Origin of the sequence: Kordiimonas gwangyangensis DSM 19435 = JCM 12864 (assembly GCF_000375545.1) — a bacterium.
Lineage (GTDB): Bacteria > Pseudomonadota > Alphaproteobacteria > Sphingomonadales > Kordiimonadaceae > Kordiimonas > Kordiimonas gwangyangensis.
Genome location: NZ_AQXF01000003.1, coordinates 103,789 through 123,360 on the forward strand (window position 1 = coordinate 103,789; position 19,572 = coordinate 123,360).

Sequence of the window (19,572 nt, forward strand, 5' to 3'; positions counted from 1 at the left end):
GAGCGATTGGCAAAACTTTGGCGCGCGTGCTAAACTACAGTGTGTGCTCGGGAAATCAGAACCTGCGAGCGCGCTTCAGCCCCAAAATATGTGCAATATGTGTGCGAAGACTGTGCGGGATATGCGCGGGAAGTGCGCGGAAGGTGTGCGGGTTTTGTGCTGATTCTGTGCGAGGTGTGTGCGGGCGCTTAACTCGCTATCAAACGGTCCAGCGTCGCCTCAACCTGCGCCCGGATTTTCACCAGATCGGGCGTCACGCCCCCCACGGTCGAGCGCAGCCAGAAACCATCAATCAGGGATGCAACAACCTCGGCCGAGGTGCGGGCACCCTCGCGCGGCATAAAGGCCCCCAGCTCATGGGCGAGGTTGGACATAAGCCGCGCGTTATAGATGCGCTGCAGGCGCGCAAGCTCGGGCGAGAAGGGCACCTGCGCCCAGAAGGAGAGCCAGGCGCGCACGGTACCGGGGGCATATTGGTCATGGGCGAAATTGACGGCGATGATGGCGGAAAGCCGTTCGCGTGGGGTGCTGGCTTCTTCAAGGTGAATGAGGAAAGCGTCATGCAGTTCAAAGAGGAGATACGCCATCGAGGCCTCAAGCAGCGCCTGCTTGCCACCAAAATAATGCGAGATGATGCCGACCGACAAGCTGGCTTCCTTGGCGATGCGGCTGACGGTCGTTTCCGAATAGCCGACCCGAGCAATGGTGCGGAGCGTGGCGTCAATCAGTTGTTGCCGCCGGATTGGCTGCATTCCCACCTTGGGCATTCTGGCATGTTCCTTTAACGAGACCTTGGCCTAGTGCTGCCACAGCCTGAGGTGATGGTCAATCGGCTGCCCGCGCTATGGGCAGATACGCCCCGATGAGAACCGCAAGCGCCAGCAGGCCATGCGCCGCGCCGAGCACGATAAAAAGCGCGGCCGGACCAAAGGGTGCGCTGAGTGCTGCGATGAGGAGCGGGCCGATAAAAGAGCCGAATCCGTTGAGGATCAGCAGGCCACCACTGGCGGCCACGCGGGCACGCTCGGCCACCTGGTCCTGCACCTGTGCGACACCGAGCGCATAAATGGGCAAGGCAAAAGCACCGAAGGCGAGGGCTGCGGCATATAGCTGGGCATCCGCCCGCACATAAAGAAGCGCCATGGCACTGAGGGTCGCGAGCAGGGTGAAAGCAAAGAGTACAGGCAGGCGGCCAAAGCGGTCCGACAGGAAACCGGCAAGATACTGGGTGAGCGCACCACCAATAATGAAGGCGGCGACAAAAACCGAAGTCCCCGCCGCATCAAGCCCGCGGTGCTGGCCGTAAGCTGCGGTAAGACCAAGCACCGCGCCAAAGCTGATACCCACAAGAAGCGTAGCGATAAAGCCGGTGGGGCACGCCTGCCAGACGGGTTTGAGCGGCATGGGCAGTGCAAACTCACCCTGCCATTCGCGGCCCTTGAGGCGCCGAACCAGAAGGCCAGACAGGGTCATCATGGCACCACAAAGGAAGAAGAGTGGCGCAAGCTCCTGCTCGCCAAGACTGAGGAGGAGTGGGCCGCCCGCAGCCGCGGCAAACCAGAAAATCATGTAAAGGCCAAACAGTCGGGCGCGAAAGCTACTGTCTGCCTCAAGGTTCAGCCAGCTTTCCGCCACTACATATTGGCAGGCGATGGCAAAGCCGGTCAGCAGTTGCAGGAGGGCGATAAGCGGCAGGCTGTCCGAGACAGCGAAAAGCGGCAACAGGATGCCCGCCGCAATGGCAGGCAGGGCGAACGCGGTGATTTGCCCAAAGGCGCGAACAAGTTTGGGCGCATGATAGGCACCGGCGAAGAAACCACCGAAATAGAGCGCGATGAGGAAAGATGTCATCCCGCTATCAAGTCCTTCAGCCGCAAGGTGGAAGCCAAGCAGCGCATTTTGCAGGCTGCCAGCCGCCACAAAAAGGGCAACCGCGCCAAAAAGAGGCCATAGGCCCCGTGCTGTCATGCGTGCTTTTTTCATCTCGCTCGTCACTGTCTGGTCCGTGCTTCAGTATAGCGCCAAGGGTTGCCATCCCTAGCGCCAAACTATGTCGCTTGGATTACAGTCGAGATGTGGCCAGTGACGCGGCGTGATATTGCTGGCTTGCCATCTGGTATTCGCTCGCTAGTATGGAAGCGTTTTCAGGCATATCAAGTAGCTGGGGTTCAGTGGCAGTGGCCGACGGTAAAAATCCAAAAACAACAATTGCGGACGTCGCCCGGGTGGCGGGTGTATCGGTAACCACCGTCTCACGCGTGCTGAACGGCGAAAAATATGTCCGTGAGGACAAGAAAAAGGCGGTCGAGCGTGCGGTTGCGAAGCTGGATTACCAGCCAAACCTTTATGCGCGCAGCCTCGCGGGGGACCGGTCCTACCTTATTGGCCTGCTGTTTGATGATCCGCGCGGGGACTATCTTTCCGGCATGCAGCGCGGTGCCATGCACCGCTGCCGCGAGGAAGGCTACCATATTGTGGTCGAGCTGTTTGACCGCACCACGACCCTTGATCAGATTGAACAGTTTCTCAGTAAGCTGAGGCCGTCCGGCGTGCTTCTGACCCCGCCGGTGTGCGACAACAAGGTGATCCTGGCCGCACTCGCGCGCAAAAAGGTGCCCACGGTCCGCATCTCGCCGAGCGAGGATTTCCCCGGCATGGCCTCGGTGAAGATTGACGACTATCACGCCGCATACCAGATGACCGAACACCTGATATCCCTTGGCCATAAGGACATTGGCTTTATCATTGGCGATATTGAACACGCGGACGCCCGCGCGCGCCTTCGTGCTTTCCGGGATGCGATGAAAGCTGCCGGGCTTGCGGTCAATGAAGACTGGATCGCCCAAGGCTCTTACCAGTTTGCGAGCGGGCGGGACGCCGCGAAACAGATACTGAGGGGGCACACGCGCCCCACGGCCATCTTCTCCTCGAACGATGATATGGCAGCTGCTGTGATTGTGGTGGCGGACGAGATGGGGCTTGAGGTGCCGGGGGGCCTTTCGGTCGCGGGCTTTGACGATATCCCGCTTGCGTCCGCCGTTTCGCCATCGCTGACCACCATCCGCCAGCCGGTGGAGGCCATGGCCGAAACCGCTGTGGGCCGACTGATGGCGATGCTGAAGGGCGGAGACTCGGACGTTGATACCCCTATCCTGATGCCTGTTGAGTTCATCAAACGGGCTTCCACGGGGACGTGTAAGTAATTTTTTCTGAAACTGTTTTCAGAACTCAAGGCCTTGGGCCGCAAGGGCTTTGGGTGTTTTTGTGAAAATGAATATGGAAGCGCTTCCAGAAAATGTTGGACATGCGCTTGCGGTTGTAATAGTAAATTTTTTGACAGCGCTGTCAGTGGAAGGGTCAGCGAGGTCAGAAATTCTGGGAGGGAAACAATGACAGGATTACCACGCCGCCGGCTTCTCCGGCGTCACGCGCTCATGGCAGCTACGTCGATCGGCAGCCTGATTGCGGCATGTCCCGCGCTTGCGCAGGACAGCAACACTGGCACGGACGAAATGGAAGAAATCACCGTGACCGGTTTCCGCGCTTCGCTCGCGGACTCGCTTTCCAACAAACGCAATTCAAACCTTATTCTGGAATCGGTAACCGCTGAGGACCTCGGCAAGTTCCCGGACCAGAATATCGCGGAATCACTGCAGCGCCTTTCTGGTGTTCAGATCGACCGCGAAAACGGGCAGGGCACCACGGTGCGTATCCGCGGCCTTGACCAGAACGTCACCGTGCTGAACGGTGAAGTGTTCCTGACAGGCCTTGAGGTTTTCCGTCTTGGTGAAGGTGGGGACCGCAAGCAGGACTCGCTTGAGGGTATCCCCGCTGAGCTGATTGGCGGCGTGGACGTGTATAAAAGCCCGAACGCATCGCTTGTGGAAGGCGGCCTCGGCGGCATGATCAACCTCAAGACCCGCACACCCCTTCAAATGGAAGAAGGGCTGACAGTTGCGGGCAACGTGCGCATGAACAAGGGCTCAGACATCGGCGGATGGGAACCCACGGGTGCGGTGGCGCTTGGCTACCGCAACAATGACCGGTTCGGCCTGATCGCGACAGCAAGTTACGATAAACAGAACCTGCACACAGACGTGCTGGGCGGTGACAACCGCGGCAACTGGGTGCTTGGCAACCGTGCGGACGCAGGCAGCGTGAACGACTATTACGCCCCTGAATACCGCTACGTGACCGACCGTGACGAGGAACGTGAGCGCTGGGGCTTCAGCCTTGGTGCCGAGTTCCAGGCCACGGATGCCGTGCGCTTTGAAGCCAACTGGTTCCATTCGGACCTGACGGTGGCAACACAGGAAGCATCGGTTAAATTCCCGATGAACCTTGAGAGCCCGGGCCTTGACCCGAACTATGACATCGTCATCGGCAACAACAATGTGCTCGAGCAGGGTACGTTCATTGCCAACTCGGCTGAGGTGATCTCCTTCGTGCAGACCACCAAAACCAAGGCAGACAACTTCCAGCTTGGTATGGACTTTGATGACGGCGGCAAGTTCCGTGCGAGCATCAAGGGTGCTTACGCCAAAGCGAAGATGTCGAGCCTCAATGCCAACAATGACGTGCGCTACACCCAGTATTCGGTGCCGACGGCGGATGCTTCAAGCCCCACCGGCTACAGCCACCAGGCCGCAAACCCGGATGCACCGGCGAACTTCCGTTACACCTACAACAACGAGAACGGCAAACTGCCGTCCTTCACGCTTGAGGATGTGCCGGACCTGTTCTCCAACCCGAACTATGGTTTCTTCAAGTCGCACTGGCTGTTTGATAACACCTCCGACCTTGAGAACTATTCGGTACGTGGCGACATTGAATATGACCCTGAGTTCATCTCAAGCGGTAATGTGACCATCAGCGCCGGTGTACGCTATGCGGTGCGTGATGTTGACTTTGAGCAGGCACGCTACCTTGCGGACTATAGCGGCAAGGGTGAGCTTGACGGTACCGACTATGGCCAGAACTGGACGCCATACGGCTACTTCCAGGACGGTGCCATCGGCTTCAAGTCATGCGAACTACCAGCCGGTACGCCGGGCATTCCAAACGGCTGTAACAACCGTTTTGGCAACAGCCCGCCACTGATTACCCCGTTTGAAACCTTCACCTCGAACCCGGACCGGGTGGAGACCATCGAAGGCTTCTGGGGTTCTGGTAACGGCGGCACCACAACGCTGCTCGCGCAGGATCGCGGCCAGATGGTTGATGGCCTCAACTGGATCCAATCACTTTACCCGGATACCCCGTTTGCGCGTTTCATCGACCCGCTGAACTCGTTCGCGGTGAAAGAAGAAACCACATCCGGCTATATCATGGCGGACTTCGGTGACGACGCTGACACCTACCATGTGAACGTGGGTGTACGCATCGTGCGTACCGACCTGACGGTAGATCAGGGCACGCCTGCGGGCGCTGACCCAACCTACTGGGGCACGGATAGCTGGAACGGTGTACTGCGTGATGCGGATACCATCCGCTCCTCGCGCTCCTACACCGATATCCTGCCAAGTGCCAACGTGGTGCTGAACCTGGATGAAAACACGAAAGTGCGGGCGTCGGCTGCGCGGGTGATGTCTCGCCAGCGTCTGTTTGACCTCGGCCGCGGGTTCGAGACGTTCTTCACCCGGAACCCGGATACCAACCTCTTCGAGTTCACGAACGGCAGCTCGGGCAACCCGGAACTTGATCCGTTCCGCGCCACGCAGTTCGACCTCGGCTACGAATACTATATGGGTAATGAAGGCCTCGTCTCCATTACCGGTTTCTGGAAAGAGGTGGACAGCTTCATCGTCACCAACACCGTGCCGGTGTTTGTGAACGATCAGGCGGGCGGGCGCCTTGGCCCCGTGCAACTGCCTGAAAACGGTGAGGGTGGCCGCATCCGTGGTTTCGAACTGTCGGGCCAGTATGTCTTTGACTGGGGTGTTGGCTTTGTCGCCAACTATACCTTCTCCGACAGCACCAGCTCCAGCTTCAACGATTTCGATGAAGGCCTGCCAATCCCGGGTGTGTCCAAACACTCCGCGAACGCGCAGATCTACTATCAGAACGATCTCTTTGAAGCGCGCACATCCTACACATGGCGCAGCAAACGCTATAACGGCAACTTCGGCTTCAACGACGGCGATGTCAGCCGCTCGCTTGGCCGCTGGATCCGCCCGTATGGCCAGCTTGATGCCCAGCTTGTGGTGCACGTGAGCGAGAATTTCGACCTGACGGCCGAGGTGGTGAACATCACCAAGGAAGAACAGAGCGAATATCTCCAGTTCGAGAATCTGCCGTTCCGGTACAACTCCGGTCCGCGCCGTATTCTCCTTGGCGGGCGTTTCCGCTTCTAGCCTCATGGGGCCCTTGTGGTGTGGCTGATCTCCCTGATGCCACACCACATTTTTCTGATTGTTAAAAGGCATCAAGGCGCAGGCGGACATGACCGAACAGCTCCCACAGAAAATCGTGATTGTTGGCGGTGGTACCGCGGGCTGGATGACGGCGGCGGCGCTCTCGCGCATGCTGGCGCACCGGGTCTCGATCACGCTGGTGGAATCTGAGGCTATCGGCACCGTCGGTGTGGGCGAGGCGACCATTCCGCCGATCCGGTCTTTCAATGCGCTTCTCGGTATCGACGAAGCCGATTTCATGGCCGAGACCAAAGCCACCTACAAGCTCGGGATCGAGTTTGAAGGCTGGACACGTGAAGGCCACAGCTATTTCCACCCGTTCGGTCTCTATGGCGCCAGCCCGGACGCACGCTACCTGCATCACTATTGGCTGAAGGCGCGGGCGAGCGGCCCGGTGCCGCCGCTTGAGGACTTCAGTATTTGTAATGTGGCGGCGAAGATGGGCCGCTGCGGCTTGCCAAGTGGTGACGCCGCGTCCGTCATGTCCACCTTCGGTTCGGCCTTTCATTTTGACGCGGGCCTTTATGCCACCTACCTGCGCCGCTACGCCGAGGCCCGGCGTGTGAAGCGCGTTGAGGGCAAGGTGGGGCATGTCGCGCTTCGGGGCACTGACGGCTTCATTGAAAGTGTCACGCTCGAGAGTGGCGAGCGCGTGGACGGTGACTTTTTTATCGACTGCTCCGGCTTCCGGGGCCTCCTTATCGAACAAGCTTTGGGCGCGGGGTACGACGACTGGACCCGCTACTTGCCGTGCGACCGCGCCATTGCCGTACCCTGTGCGCGGTCGGGGCCCGTACGCCCCTACACCCGCTCCGTCGCGCACAGGGCAGGCTGGCGCTGGCGCATCCCATTACAGCACCGCACCGGCAACGGCGTTGTCTATGCGTCCGCGCATATGAGCGATGATGAAGCGCTTGGTATCCTTACGGCCGGGCTTGATGGGGACGCGCTGGCGGAACCCAATTTCCTGCGCTTCCAGACCGGGGTCAGGCGCAAATTCTGGCTGAAAAACTGCCTTGCGATTGGCTTGTCGTCGGGGTTCATGGAGCCGCTTGAAAGCACCAGCATCCACCTCATCCAGGCGGGCATCACCAAGCTCCTGGACTTTTTCCCCGGCGGCGATTTCAAGGCTGCCAATACGGAAGAGTATAACCTCCTCGCGCGCATCGAGTTTGAGGAAATCCGCGACTTTCTCATCCTGCATTACAAAGCAACCGAACGGCGGGATAGCGCCTTCTGGAATGCTTGCCGCACGATGGAGGTGCCGGAAAGCCTCACGCGCCGCATGGACCTGTTCCACGCCTATGGCCGTATACCACCCCGCGCCTATGACCTCTTTACCGCCACCAGTTGGGTTGCGGTGTTCATGGGGCAGGGCGTGATGCCGGAAAGTTATGATCCCCTCGTCGATGCCCACGATATGGCCGAGGTACAGGCGCGGCTGAGGGACGCCCATGCCCGCATCGCCAAGACAGCCGCGGGGCTGCCCCCGCATGATGAACTTCTCACCCATTTGCTCGCCCACGCAAAACGTGTCGCTTGAGCCGAATTAATGCGATCTGAAAGGAACTGATGTGAAGGTCACTTTGCACATGCACCGCACCGCGGGCCTAAGCCTTGCCCTGATGACGGCCCTTATGGTTGCGGCCTGCGCGGACGAGAAGGCGGAAGATACAGGCGCGGTCACTTGGCCGCATATCGAAAGCCCGGTCAAGATTGACGCGAATATGGAAGCCCGCATTGACGACATGCTCAGCCGCATGAGCGTGGAGGAGAAGGTCGGCCAGGTCATCCAGCCTGAAATCCAGTATATCACGCCCGAGGAAGTGAAGCGCTATCACATCGGCACAATCCTGAATGGCGGTGGGTCATTACCGAACCGAAATAAATATGCGACACCGGCTGAATGGCTCAAGATGGCGGATAGTTTCTATGATGCCTCGATGGACACATCGGACGGTGGCCTTGCCGTCCCGATCCTCTGGGGCAGTGATGCTGTGCATGGGCATAATAACGTCATCGGCGCGACCATCTTCCCCCATAACATCGGCCTTGGTGCCATGCATGACCCGGCGCTGATGCGCAAGGTGGGCGAGATTACCGCGCGGGAGATGCGCGTGACCGGTATCGACTGGACCTTCGCACCCACGCTGGCCGTGGTGCAGAACGACCGCTGGGGCCGCACCTATGAGAGTTATTCCGAAGACCCGGCGCTGGTGAAATCCTATGCGGGTGAGGTGGTTTACGGCCTGCAGGGTGTGCCTGGCACGGCTGAATTCCTCGACGGCAACCATGTGATCGCGACGGCCAAACACTTCGTGGGTGACGGTGGCACCAAAGACGGTGACGATCAAGGCGACACGCAGGTGAGCGAGGAAGAACTGCGCGACATTCACGCTGCCGGCTATGTGACCGCGATTGAGGCAGGCGTGCAAACCGCCATGACCAGCTTCTCAAGCTGGAACGGCGAGAAGGTACACGGCCACCGGTACCTGATCACCGATGTGCTGAAGGGCCAGATGGGCTTTGATGGCCCGGTGGTATCTGACTGGAACGCGCACGGGCAAGTGAAGGGCTGCACCAATGTGTCCTGCGCGCAATCGTTTAACGCGGGTGTTGATATCCTGATGGTGCCGCAGGACTGGCGGGGCTTGTGGGAAAACACTCTGGCACAGGTGAAATCAGGTGAGATCAGCACCGAGCGGCTTGATGAGGCGGTACGCCGCATCCTGCGCATGAAGCTGCGCTCTGGCCTTTTTGATAAACCAAAACCGTCCGAGCGTGGCCTTGCGGGTGCGAGTGGTGTGATCGGCAGCGATGCGCACAGGGATGTGGCGCGGCAGGCGGTGCGTCAATCGCTGGTGTTGATCAAGAACAAGGGCCATGTGCTGCCTATCCGCCCTAACATGACCGTGCTGATGGTGGGTGACGGGGCCGATAATATTGGCAAACAGGCGGGTGGCTGGACCATCAGCTGGCAAGGCACAGGCAACGAGAATAGCGACTTCCCCGGCGGGCAATCGGTCTATGACGGTGTGCGCGCAGCGGTGGAAGCCGCGGGCGGCACGGTGATACTGGACGCTGACGGCACGTCAGATGCCGAGGCTGATGTTGCCATCGCCGTCTTTGGCGAGGACCCCTATGCAGAGTTTCAAGGCGACCTTGAAACCCTTGAATATGAGCCGGGCCGCAAAACCGACCTTGAGATGATCAAGGCGATCAAGGCGCGTGGCATTCCGGTGGTGAGTGTGTTCCTGTCCGGCCGTCCGATGTGGACAAGCCCTGAGATCAACGCGTCCGACGCTTTTGTGGCTGCATGGCTGCCGGGTAGCGAGGGCGAGGGCATCGCCGATGTACTCATCGGTAAGCCGGACGGTACGCCGCGCCATGATTTTACCGGGCGGCTGTCGTTCTCCTGGCCCAAAACCCCGGTGCAGGACGTGCTGAACCCCCATCATGCAAACTATGATCCGCTGTTTGGCCTTGGCTACGGCCTTGACTATGCAGGCGGCGGCGAAGGGCCGGACGCGCTGCCCGAGGACGTTGACGGTGTGCAAAAAGGCCTGCGGGAGGACCTGACGCTCTATCACGGGCGTGCGCTTGAGCCGTGGCGGCTTTATATCACCACGGACGGCACCGCCCAGATCATGAGCGGCCCATACGCCCAGACGCCGGACGGCGAGATGACCATGCGCACCGCGGACAAGGATGTGCAGGAAGACGCGCTGCTGATTGACTGGAAGGGCGGTAAAGCCGGCAGCATGAGCATTGATGGCGGCGGTTCGCTGGACCTCAGCCCCTATGCGGAAACTGGCGGTATCCTGAGCTTTGAACTGAAGCTTGATAAGGTGCCAGCGGGTGAAGTGAACCTGAGCATGACTTGTGGTGAAGGCTGCGGCAGTAGCGTACGCCTGACCGACCACCTGCGCGCGCTGGTGGGGCAGGACTGGCAGAAGGTTGCCATCAAGCTCGCGTGCTTTGAACGGGACACCGCGAAACTTGCGGACACAACGACACCGTTCATTCTGGCAAGCGAAGGTGAGGCGGAAATCAGCGTTGCCCATGTGCGGGTGCTGCCGCGCGGTAGTGCCGCCTTCACCTGCGCGGCTGAATAGGCTATCCGCGCCGGGCAGGGTGCGCCCTGCCCATTTGCCATTGCACCGCCGCCTTTCGCAGCGTTATATGGTGCGCAAACGGGTGCTTGTCGCCCGAGGCGGAGCATCAGATGGCAATCAAGCTATACCTACATATCGGCCATACCCACGCGAGCAGCGGGCACGTGAGCGCGCTTCTGGCGGCGAACCGCGCGGCCCTGCTGGCACGCGGCTACGGTATCGCTGACGCCCAGTTGCAGCTAGAGGGTGAGCCGGGTAGCGCAGCCTTTTTTGAACCAGCACTTCACGCGGGCCAACCAGACAGCGCTACTCATGATGCCGCTTTCAAGGCGCTGGCAGCGTCTGCCAAGGCCAAGGGGCTGGAGGCGGTAATCATCAGTGCGCCAAATCTGGCTGTGCCGGGAGGCGCCACATTGGTGGCGGGCTTGCAGGCGCACTTTGATGTGCGGGTGATTTACTATTTCAAACGTCAGGAACATCTGGTCGTTGACTGGTGGCTCGCGGGCGCCTTCAAGTCGGGCATCGGCCTCAACGCCTATATTGACGAGATTATTGAGCAGCATCCGCGCCGCCATTACCGCGATGCGCTTGAGGAATTTTTGAATACGTTCGGCGCTGATGCCATGCGGGTGCAACTGCTGTGGTTCAAGGTACTTGAGGGCGAATGCCTTGAGCGTGACCTGTGGCATGCGCTCGATTTGAACCCGGACGATTTTGAAGTGGTGCCGGAACCAGCGCCGGTTGTCAGCAGTTATCTAGCAAACGCGCTCAAGGAAAGCCCTTACCTCTTCGCGGATGAGAATGATGAGGAACTGATCGATTTCATTCGCAGCTATGCAGTGGGCGAGCCGACACACAAGATCAACCCGCTGGATGTCGCGCCGCGCCGCCGCATCATGGAGCATTTCCAGCCGGAAAACCGCTGGATCAAGATAACCTTCTTTGCCGATGTTGAAATGGCGGGCTGGAACGCGGTGCCTGATAGCGACGACCGCCACTATGACGTAACCCTGAGCGGTATCACCGAAGCTATCAACGTCAACCTCGCCATGCTGAAAGAGCTGAGCGAGGATGTGGCACGCATCAAAAGAAGAATGGGCCTCAAATAATGAGGCCCATTCGCTCTGTGCAATCCAGCTAGCTGTTAGCGGCTGCTGGCATCCTGGATCATGACATTCTGGCCCGGCATGAGGCGTTCCGCACCGCGGACCACCACTTTGTCACCTTCTTCAAGCCCGCTCTTGAGCGACACCCAAAGCCCGATCGATGATGCGATATCAGCCGGAAGCTGAATGGCTGTATTGTCAGCCGAGACCTTGTAGACGAAGCGTGCATCACCTTTCATCACCAGTGCGTCCCGCGGCACGGCAACGGCTTGCTGCGCTTCTTCCTTCGGCAGGCTTACTTTCACCGGGGTGCCCACCATCCAGAAATCCGGCTCTGATGTCAGGCGTACTTCCACCATGCGGGAGACCATGTCACCCACCGGCACCACGGTGCGGATCGGCAGCATGCGGCTGGTGCGGCCGTCGTGTACCGCAACCATTTCACCAACCTTTAGGAAGGGTGTGATGGTGATGGGTGCGGGGATCACCACCTCGATATGCTCATTATCTACAAGGCGCACAATCTGGTCCGCGACGTTGATGTATTCACCCTTGTTGGCGAGGCGCTGTACCACATGGCCGGGGAAGGGCGCGCGGATTTCAGCGCGCGCGAGGTCACCCTGCGCGCGTTCATAGGTGACTTGCGCGTCGGCAATTTCCTGCACCAGCATGTCACGCTGCGCAGTGACTTCTTGCAATTTTGCCTGCGAGGTGTTGTCACTTTTCGCCAGCTCCTGATAGCGCTTCACGTCCTGCTCACGGAAGGTGAGGTTGGCTTGCAGGCGCTTGAGGTTGGCTTCCGCGCGGCGTGCCGCCACTTTGAGAAGCCGGTCATCAATGCGGGCGATCACATCGCCTTCTTTCACGGCCGTACCCACCTGCGCGATCCATGACAGTGGGCCTTCAACTTCGCTCGCGATGCGGCTATCGTTGAGGCTGATGACTGTGCCGGATACCAGCATCTCTGGCGCCATCATGCGTGTTTCGGCAATCGCTACTTCCACCTGCGCTGGCGGCATCTGGGACATGTCCTGCGCGCTGGCAGGCGTGAGGGCAGTGAGGGCGAGGAAAAAAGCCGCGCCCGCTGCTTTGGTAGTTTGAAAAGATAAAGTCAAAGCCATCGTAAACTCGTTTCTATCCTGTTTTTTAAATGCGGGGCGGGCGGCTATTCAGCCGCTTTCGCCTGATTATCAAATTCGTCGTCGCTATCCATGTCTGCGCCTTCGCTCGTCGTATTATTGCCGGGCGTCAGCTGCAGAAGGCTCGGTAGCAGCACAAGGGTAAAGAGCGTGGAAACGCTCATGCCGCCCACAATCGCCGCTGCCATGCCGCGGTAAATCTCGCTGCCCGAACCGGGGAACAGCAGCAGCGGCGCCATGCCAAAGAGGCTGGTGAGCGTGCTCATGAAAATGGGTCTGAGGCGTAGGCGCAGCGCCTGACGCACGGAATCGACACGGCTGAAGCCCCGGCTTTCCGCCCGGCGGGTTTGTTCCACAAGCAGGATTGCGTTGTTGACCACAAGGCCGAGGAGGATGATGAAACCGATCATGCCAAGGAGGTCGAGCGGCTGGAAGTTGATCAGGTTCATCAGGTTGACGGCAAGCACACCACCAACCCAGGCGAGCGGAATGGAAATGGCCACGAGCAGTGCGTCGGTCAGCGACTTGAACAGCCCGGCCATGATCAGGATAAGCAGTGCGGCGGCCAGCAGGAAGTTGTTGACCAGTTCAGCCACGCCCTCATCAAGATCTGCGGCGCTACCGGCATATGTGATGGAGCTGCCGGGCGGCAGCATGGCCATCAGTTGCGGGGCCACGTCAGACTTCAAGGTTGCGATCAACTCCTCAAGCGACATACCCTCCGGCGGGTTGACAGACAGGCTGTAGGCCCGCGCGCGGTCGAAGCGTGCGATGGTGTTGGGGCCAAGTGTGGTCTTGAGCTTCGCCAGTTCACCAAGCGGTACAAGCCCGCCCTTCGGCGTCATCACTGGCAGGTCTGCCATCTGTTCCGGCGTTTTGAAACGCTCTGACTTAAGGTAGATGTCAAGCCGCGAGGTACCGTCGAAATATTCACCTAGCCACGCACCTTGCCCCAGTTCCAGCACGACCATCGTGAGGTCGTCCCGGGTCCAGCCTACTTCCGCGAGGCGTTCGTCGTTGGGCTCGAACCTGAGTTCGGTTGCTTCGGCGAAGGGGTCCGGCATCGGGTTTGCGGTCGCGCCCGGGATGGTTCCCATCACAATGCCCATGCCTGCCATTGCAGCGTTCTTCACCGCATCGAGGTCAGGGGACATCAGGCGCATTTCCACGCTGTTGCTGTCGTCGAAGCCGCCAAACAGGCTGCGGCGCATGGTGAAACCGAACATATCCGGAATGCCGGAGATGATCTCCATCTGAGCCACATTCTGCAGTTCCGTGAGGTCCGTGCCGTCTTCACCGTTGAGGGCAAGCCAGCCGCCGGTTGCACCCGGGAAGGACCAGAAGAAATAGTCGCTGATCTTCGGTTCCTTCTCACCCTTGAGGTAAGGCTGGATACGGGCATCGATCACCTGCGCGATTTCCTTGTCCGCCGTTTCAACGTTGGTGCCGGGCGGGAAGAAGAGGAAGCTGTCTACCGTGTCCCGTTTCATGGAAGGCATGAAGTTGAAGGGTGGGCGCAGCACAAAAATAAGGGTCAGCGAAATGCCGACGAGACAACCGACCCATAGCAAGCGCTTAAGCTGCGTGTTGGTTACCGCCATCAGGAAATCTGTCATGCGGTCCCAGATCGTGATGCCTTGTTCAGGTGCGGGCAACTGGCGCATCCAGAACCGTGCTGTCGTCGGAAGGATGGTCACCGCCACAAATAGCGAGACGGTCACACCGATTGCGATGGTGAGCGCAAGGTCGGCAAACATCTGCCCCACGGCGCCCTGAAGGAACATGATCGGGATAAAGATGGCCACAGTCGTGGCGGTGGAGGCCAGGAGCGCGCCCCAGACCTGTGAGGCGCCCTTGTCGCTTGCATCAAGCGGGCGCTCACCACGTTCACGCAGGCGCACGATATTCTCTAGCACCACAATGGCGGCGTCCAGCACCATGCCGCTCGCAAAAGCGAGACCCGCGAGCGAGATAACGTTCAGGGTGCGGCCCGTCAGTTGCAGCACAAGGAAGGTGGTCAGAAGTGACACAGGGATCGCGAGTGCGATCAGCATGGTTGCACGCCACTGGCGCAGGAACAGCCACAATGCGAAGACCGCCAGCAACATGCCGACAATCAGGTTACCCGACAGCAGGCTGATGGAACGGTTGATATAAACGCTCGGGTCGAAGGAGAACTGGGCCTTGAGGCCGCGTTCGGCAAAGGGGCCGGCGTTCAGCTGGTCCATCTTCGCTTTCACACCCTCAAGCGCTTCAAGCACGTTGGCGTCGTTATTCTTCGAGATACCCATGCGGAAGGACGGGTTGCCGTTCTGGTAGATGAAACCGTCGGCGCGACCGATATCGATCTTGACCGTTGCCACGTCGCCAAGGCGCACGGGCAGGCCGTCGCGCCATTCGAGGATCAGGTCCGCGAGCTCATCCGCGTCATAGCGGCCCTCGAGGCGCACGGTATATTGTTTGCGGCCAACGTCGACAAAGCCACTTGAGATATCGGCGGAGCGGCCAACACGGGCCGGGACCTGCGCGATATCAATGCCAAGCTCGGCCGCGCGGTAGGGATCAAAGATGATCTGAAGCTGTTCGCCCGTGCCGCCGCTGCCGTCATCAAATTCGATACGCGACACACCGTAGAGCGACTGCATCTCCGGCACGATCACATCACGGATATACCGGCGGTTCTTTGCGACCTGCTCGGGGTTCAGGTCTTCCATCTGGATGTAGTAGTCAATGAGCGTATCGTTCGCGTCACCCCATTCACCCATGAAAATCTGTGGTTTTTCGGCGCTTGCGGGCAGTGGGCGCAACCTGTTCAGGCGGCTGATCACCTCAATGAGCGCGGTGGTCATATCGGTCTCAAGCGCGAACTCAAGCTGCATGAAGCCAAAGTTGGCCATGTTCCACGAGACCATCTCGGTCATGCCGGGCGTGCCCATCAGCACTTCCTCCACCGGCACCGCGATCTCTGATTCCATTTCAGCAGGCGAAGCGCCCGGCCAGGAGTTGACGACCGAGATGATCGGTTTCTGGATCTGCGGCAGCAGCTGCGCAGGCATATTCATCACCGACATGACGCCAAGCATCATGAGGACCGCCGTCACAATGGCGACGGCCGCGGGGTTCTGGAGGCTTTGGCGTGTCAGTTTCATGGTCTGTCCCTGTCGAAGTTTCTTCTGCTTTTTCAGTGCGCGCGAAGATGATCTGTTTTTCTTGTGTTTCGCAAAAGTTCTCTATTCGTTCCGGGGTGGCAAGCGCTTTTGCGTGACCTGCAACACCCCTTCGCGACATTCCTTCAAGGTGTTTGAAAAATGTCACGCTTTTTGGCTCTATCCCTATGGTTTGAGCATTTTTTCCTATCTTTCCCACCTTTCAGGTGATGAATTTCTTAACCTCAAATAAACCATAGTGACGCGTGCCGCGGCGGATTATTGCCAAGGCCGCTAACGCGGCGCCGACTCCTAAATCTCCTCACTATCCTCCGCGCTGGCCCGTGCCATCAGCAACGCGTCCAGCCGGTCGAGGCGCGAGGACCAAACCTCCCGCTGCCCGGACACCCAGTCTTCCACAGGCGTAAGGCTCGATGCGTTGATCTCGCACGTGCGCACACGCCCTTCCTTACGAGTGACGATGAGGCCGCTTTCCTCCAGTACCTTCAGATGCTGCAGGAAGGAGGGCAGCGCCATGTCGAACGGGCGGGCCAGTTCGCTCACGGTCATGGGCGCGCGTGCAAGACGCTCGAGCACCTGCCGACGGGTATTGTCCGCAAGGGCGTGGAAAACATGATCGAGCGTTGCTTGATAATTAGCCATATGGCTAAATAATGTGAGTGCGGCGACAGAGTCAATATAATTAGGTAATTACCTAACTATTGATTTCGCCGCATTGACCGCGTGGACGCAGCACCTTAGCGTGGGCGCTGATATCAGGCCGGGGCAGGCTTGAACGACGGGCAGGGGAACTATGGCCGATAAAAAGCAAGACAATAACGTGGAAGCCGCGGCGAAGCTGGTGCATGACCTGCGCACGCGGTTGATGACCATGCGCAATATGACGGCCCTGCTGGATGCGACAGCACCGGACATCGCAACCGGCATTGCCGAGCAGATTACGCGTGCAGGGGAGCGACTTGACGCCTTCTGGCTCGAGATCGGCGGCGAGGTCGAGATGCTACAGGCGGCAGCGCCAACGGGTGAACGTATTGCACCGCTTGCCGTCCTTTATGTGGATGATGACGAGGTACACCGCGATATTGGTGCACGCCTGCTGTCTCAGCTTGGGCATAAGGTAACGCTGTGTAGCGACGGCATCGCCGCCCTCAAGCGGTGCGAGCATGAGCGTTTTGATGTTATTTTCCTTGATGAACATACGCCAGTGATGCGGGGCACCGGTTTTGCCGAAAGCTGGGCCAGCTCGCTTCCCGGTCGTGCGCGGCCATATATGGTTGGAATGTCAAATGACCCGAGGGCGGACCAGTTGCGCGCGGCATGCCTTGCGGCCGGCATGCAGGACTATATGGAAAAGCCGGTCACGATGGGCAAGCTTGAAGGCTTGCTGGCGCGCATCACCCGCAGCATTCGCTAGCTTGGGGTTAAGCTGAGGCCTTGTGTTCAGCGCTCGCGGCATCGCGCGGTTTCATGCGCTTGGCGGCCGGTAGGGTGATGATAAACTCGGTGCCGACACCGGGCTCGCTTGATACGCGAATGCTACCGCCATGGCTGTCCACAATACGCTTCACCACGCCTGCACCCACACCAGTGCCGCCAGTTGTGCGGTGGCCGGTTTCACCCGATTGCCAAAGCCGGGCGAGGCGATCTTCATCCATGCCGACACCATTATCACGAATGCGGCAGCCGATGGTATCGGTCTGGCTGTTGTGCCATGTCTCGATCATCACTGTGGAGCGTGGCTTGTCGAGCGCCTTGAACGCGTTCGACATCAGGTTCGAGAGCATGATGCCCAGTTCATCCTCATAGCCGTCAATGGGCGGCAGCGGGTTGAGCGCTGTTTTCACCACCGTTGCCTGGGTCGGATAGCTTACGATCACGTCTTCAATCACTTCATTGAGGTTGAAGCGGGTGAGCGTGCGCTTGTGCTGGCCCTTGAGCATGCGGGTCATGGTGGCGACAAGCGCATGGCCTTTTTTCACCTGTTCAAGGATACGGGCTTCGCGCTCCTCGGTGGTGAAGGCGTCACCGGCCAGAAGCAGTGCCTCGATATTGGAGAAAGGCGTTTTAACATCGTGGTTATATTCGTTCAGGCGAGACACGACGGTGAGTGTTTTCTCGGCGTCGTTCAGGCTTTCCTCGAGGAGGTTGGCAGCAATCAGGCGGTCCGCGGTCGTTGCCATCTCGCGGGCGAACCAAGCCATCAGGCGAATATCGTCCGCGCTGAACTGCTCTGTCTTCAAAGGTGTGCCCAACGTGATGAAACCAGCGGTTTGACCGTCAGCAATCACGGGCACAACGGCGCTCGCCTGCCTGAGCGCAAACTCTTCCTTAAGGGCCGGCGCGGCCTCATCATAAAACAGGGTTTCTTCCACGTCACCAAGAAGGCCATAGAACCGCGCGTCCTTCTCAGGCGTGTGTGTGAACCCACGTGCGCTGCCATAAAGCCGCACCAAGCCGGATTCGGCTTCTATCCCGAAGGTGCCAGCCTTTAGGTCGATGTGGTAATTTTCCACCTTCACAAGGCGCAGGAACACCTCGTCGCTCAGCTTCTGGAAGGCGCTGAGGGTGGACGCATTCTTAAGGCCGGACAGCAAGGTCGTGCTGACAAAGTCGAAATTATAGGGTGGCTTGAGGAAGTAACGCTCGCGCAGTGCGTCAATGCCGCGCACAAGGCGTGGGTACCCTTCGAGCGCACCGAAGAAGGCAACGAGGCGCATAAGTGCTGCCTCACCCGCCGAGAGCGGGGAGAGCGCCATGAGGCCTTCAAGTCCCACGAAAGCAAAAGCGACAGCCACAAATGCCAGTGCCTTGGTCATGCCGGAGTTTACAGCGTGACCCAGTGTGATGACATGATGGCGCAGAAGCGCATAGGCCATGATCGACAGACCCAGCACATTGCCCGCAAGGCCAAAAAGCTTGCTGAACTGGAAGCTGGCGACACCAAGCGTGGCGCCGATGATGATGGCGGTCACAAGCCAGGTGACCCGACGACGTTCCCTGAACATGGACGTGCGCAGCGCATGCACGCATAGCGCAATGCTGAACAGGCTCGCGAAGATGAAATTCGCCTCGTGAATGTGCGACAGCATGTCAGGCGCGGTTGAGAAGCTGTTCTCACCGGCGACAAGCTGGCTCGGCACAAAAGCAAGGTTGGCAATATAAAGCCCGGCGCTGGTCGCGAAAGACAAGCCAATGATGGCTTTCAGCAGGTTTGTCTGTTCGGCCCGTGTCACCAGCGTGAAAAAGAGGATCATGGCAGGTGCGATACAGAACATGCCGAAGCGCATCAGGTGAAACCAGGGGGTGAGTGTCGCCACATCCTTGATGGTGTGGGCGAGATGCAGGTCAATCAACCAAATGCCGAAGCAGGACCAGAGGAAGGCAAAGGCCATGGCTGCTCGGGCCCGGGATACACGGAGGACGTAAAGCGCGACGGCGATGTCGATCAATGCGACAATCAGATAGCCTGTCATGTTCAGTCCTTTACCCCCGAAGCCCCGATCATGCGCGGGGCGAGCAAATACATATTATACGTTTAATATGTCACCAAAGGTTTAATAGCGGATCATCCCCTGTCGTGCACCTGTTTTTTTGGGTACCGGGGCAGGTGGGCCCCGGTACTCTTTTCATGG

General features: G+C 59.1%; 12 protein-coding genes. 6 read left to right on the top strand and 6 right to left on the bottom strand.

Going from position 1 to position 19,572, the window contains the following annotated elements:
- Positions 1–188: 188 nt before the first annotated feature.
- Both betI and B150_RS0108850 read right to left on the bottom strand, forming a co-directional pair.
- Positions 189–767 (bottom strand): choline-binding transcriptional repressor BetI, encoded by a 579-nt coding sequence (gene betI, locus B150_RS0108845; protein ID WP_020399553.1) that lies wholly within the window; start codon positions 765–767, stop codon positions 189–191.
- A gap of 58 nt (positions 768–825) precedes the next feature.
- The gene (locus B150_RS0108850) at positions 826–1,983 is read right to left on the bottom strand and encodes an MFS transporter (protein WP_020399554.1); all 1,158 of its coding nucleotides are present in this window, start codon (positions 1,981–1,983) and stop codon (positions 826–828) included.
- A 194-nt stretch (positions 1,984–2,177) separates the two neighbouring features.
- On the opposite strand from B150_RS0108850, the gene B150_RS20310 reads away from it, so the two are divergent.
- The 5 genes from B150_RS20310 (at position 2,178) to B150_RS0108875 (ending at position 11,637) form a co-directional block, all read left to right on the top strand.
- On the top strand, positions 2,178–3,203 hold the full coding sequence (locus tag B150_RS20310; protein WP_025896278.1) for a LacI family DNA-binding transcriptional regulator: 1,026 nt from the start codon (positions 2,178–2,180) through the stop codon (positions 3,201–3,203).
- 186 nt (positions 3,204–3,389) lie between these two features.
- The gene (locus tag B150_RS0108860; protein ID WP_155860010.1) at positions 3,390–6,353 is read left to right on the top strand and encodes a TonB-dependent receptor; all 2,964 of its coding nucleotides are present in this window, start codon (positions 3,390–3,392) and stop codon (positions 6,351–6,353) included.
- 88 nt (positions 6,354–6,441) lie between these two features.
- Positions 6,442–7,956, top strand: coding sequence for a tryptophan halogenase family protein (locus tag B150_RS0108865; RefSeq protein ID WP_020399557.1), 1,515 nt, complete (start codon positions 6,442–6,444; stop codon positions 7,954–7,956).
- 49 nt (positions 7,957–8,005) lie between these two features.
- The gene (locus B150_RS20315) at positions 8,006–10,528 is read left to right on the top strand and encodes a glycoside hydrolase family 3 protein (RefSeq protein ID WP_020399558.1); all 2,523 of its coding nucleotides are present in this window, start codon (positions 8,006–8,008) and stop codon (positions 10,526–10,528) included.
- Between the two features lie 110 nt (positions 10,529–10,638).
- A complete protein-coding gene (locus B150_RS0108875) occupies positions 10,639–11,637 on the top strand; it encodes a hypothetical protein (protein ID WP_020399559.1) in 999 nt (332 codons plus the stop codon).
- A gap of 35 nt (positions 11,638–11,672) precedes the next feature.
- Here B150_RS0108875 and B150_RS0108880 read toward each other — a convergent pair whose 3' ends face one another.
- The 3 genes from B150_RS0108880 to B150_RS0108895 all read right to left on the bottom strand — a co-directional run bounded on the left by B150_RS0108880 (position 11,673) and on the right by B150_RS0108895 (position 16,582).
- On the bottom strand, positions 11,673–12,755 hold the full coding sequence (locus tag B150_RS0108880) for an efflux RND transporter periplasmic adaptor subunit (RefSeq protein ID WP_020399560.1): 1,083 nt from the start codon (positions 12,753–12,755) through the stop codon (positions 11,673–11,675).
- A gap of 44 nt (positions 12,756–12,799) precedes the next feature.
- Positions 12,800–15,922, bottom strand: coding sequence for an efflux RND transporter permease subunit (locus B150_RS0108885; protein ID WP_020399561.1), 3,123 nt, complete (start codon positions 15,920–15,922; stop codon positions 12,800–12,802).
- A 309-nt stretch (positions 15,923–16,231) separates the two neighbouring features.
- Positions 16,232–16,582, bottom strand: coding sequence for an ArsR/SmtB family transcription factor (locus B150_RS0108895; RefSeq protein WP_020399563.1), 351 nt, complete (start codon positions 16,580–16,582; stop codon positions 16,232–16,234).
- A 151-nt stretch (positions 16,583–16,733) separates the two neighbouring features.
- On the opposite strand from B150_RS0108895, the gene B150_RS0108900 reads away from it, so the two are divergent.
- Positions 16,734–17,354: a response regulator gene (locus B150_RS0108900; protein WP_020399564.1), complete on the top strand. Its 621-nt coding sequence runs from the start codon at positions 16,734–16,736 to the stop codon at positions 17,352–17,354.
- Between the two features lie 7 nt (positions 17,355–17,361).
- Here B150_RS0108900 and B150_RS0108905 read toward each other — a convergent pair whose 3' ends face one another.
- Entirely contained in the window at positions 17,362–19,413 is a 2,052-nt protein-coding gene (locus B150_RS0108905; RefSeq protein ID WP_020399565.1) for a sensor histidine kinase, read from the bottom strand.
- Between the last annotated feature and the right edge of the window lie 159 nt (positions 19,414–19,572).

What these genes read in the sequence shown, in the direction of transcription:
- betI (WP_020399553.1), bottom strand. Translation starts at nt 767, where the DNA reads ATGCCCAAGGTGGGAATGCAGCCAATCCGGCGGCAACAACTGATTGAC.
- B150_RS0108850 (WP_020399554.1), bottom strand. Translation starts at nt 1,983, where the DNA reads ATGAAAAAAGCACGCATGACAGCACGGGGCCTATGGCCTCTTTTTGGC.
- B150_RS0108860 (WP_155860010.1), top strand. Translation starts at nt 3,390, where the DNA reads ATGACAGGATTACCACGCCGCCGGCTTCTCCGGCGTCACGCGCTCATG.
- B150_RS0108865 (WP_020399557.1), top strand. Translation starts at nt 6,442, where the DNA reads ATGACCGAACAGCTCCCACAGAAAATCGTGATTGTTGGCGGTGGTACC.
- B150_RS20315 (WP_020399558.1), top strand. Translation starts at nt 8,006, where the DNA reads ATGCACCGCACCGCGGGCCTAAGCCTTGCCCTGATGACGGCCCTTATG.
- B150_RS0108875 (WP_020399559.1), top strand. Translation starts at nt 10,639, where the DNA reads ATGGCAATCAAGCTATACCTACATATCGGCCATACCCACGCGAGCAGC.
- B150_RS0108880 (WP_020399560.1), bottom strand. Translation starts at nt 12,755, where the DNA reads ATGGCTTTGACTTTATCTTTTCAAACTACCAAAGCAGCGGGCGCGGCT.
- B150_RS0108885 (WP_020399561.1), bottom strand. Translation starts at nt 15,922, where the DNA reads ATGAAACTGACACGCCAAAGCCTCCAGAACCCCGCGGCCGTCGCCATT.
- B150_RS0108895 (WP_020399563.1), bottom strand. Translation starts at nt 16,582, where the DNA reads ATGGCTAATTATCAAGCAACGCTCGATCATGTTTTCCACGCCCTTGCG.
- B150_RS0108900 (WP_020399564.1), top strand. Translation starts at nt 16,734, where the DNA reads ATGGCCGATAAAAAGCAAGACAATAACGTGGAAGCCGCGGCGAAGCTG.
- B150_RS0108905 (WP_020399565.1), bottom strand. Translation starts at nt 19,413, where the DNA reads ATGACAGGCTATCTGATTGTCGCATTGATCGACATCGCCGTCGCGCTT.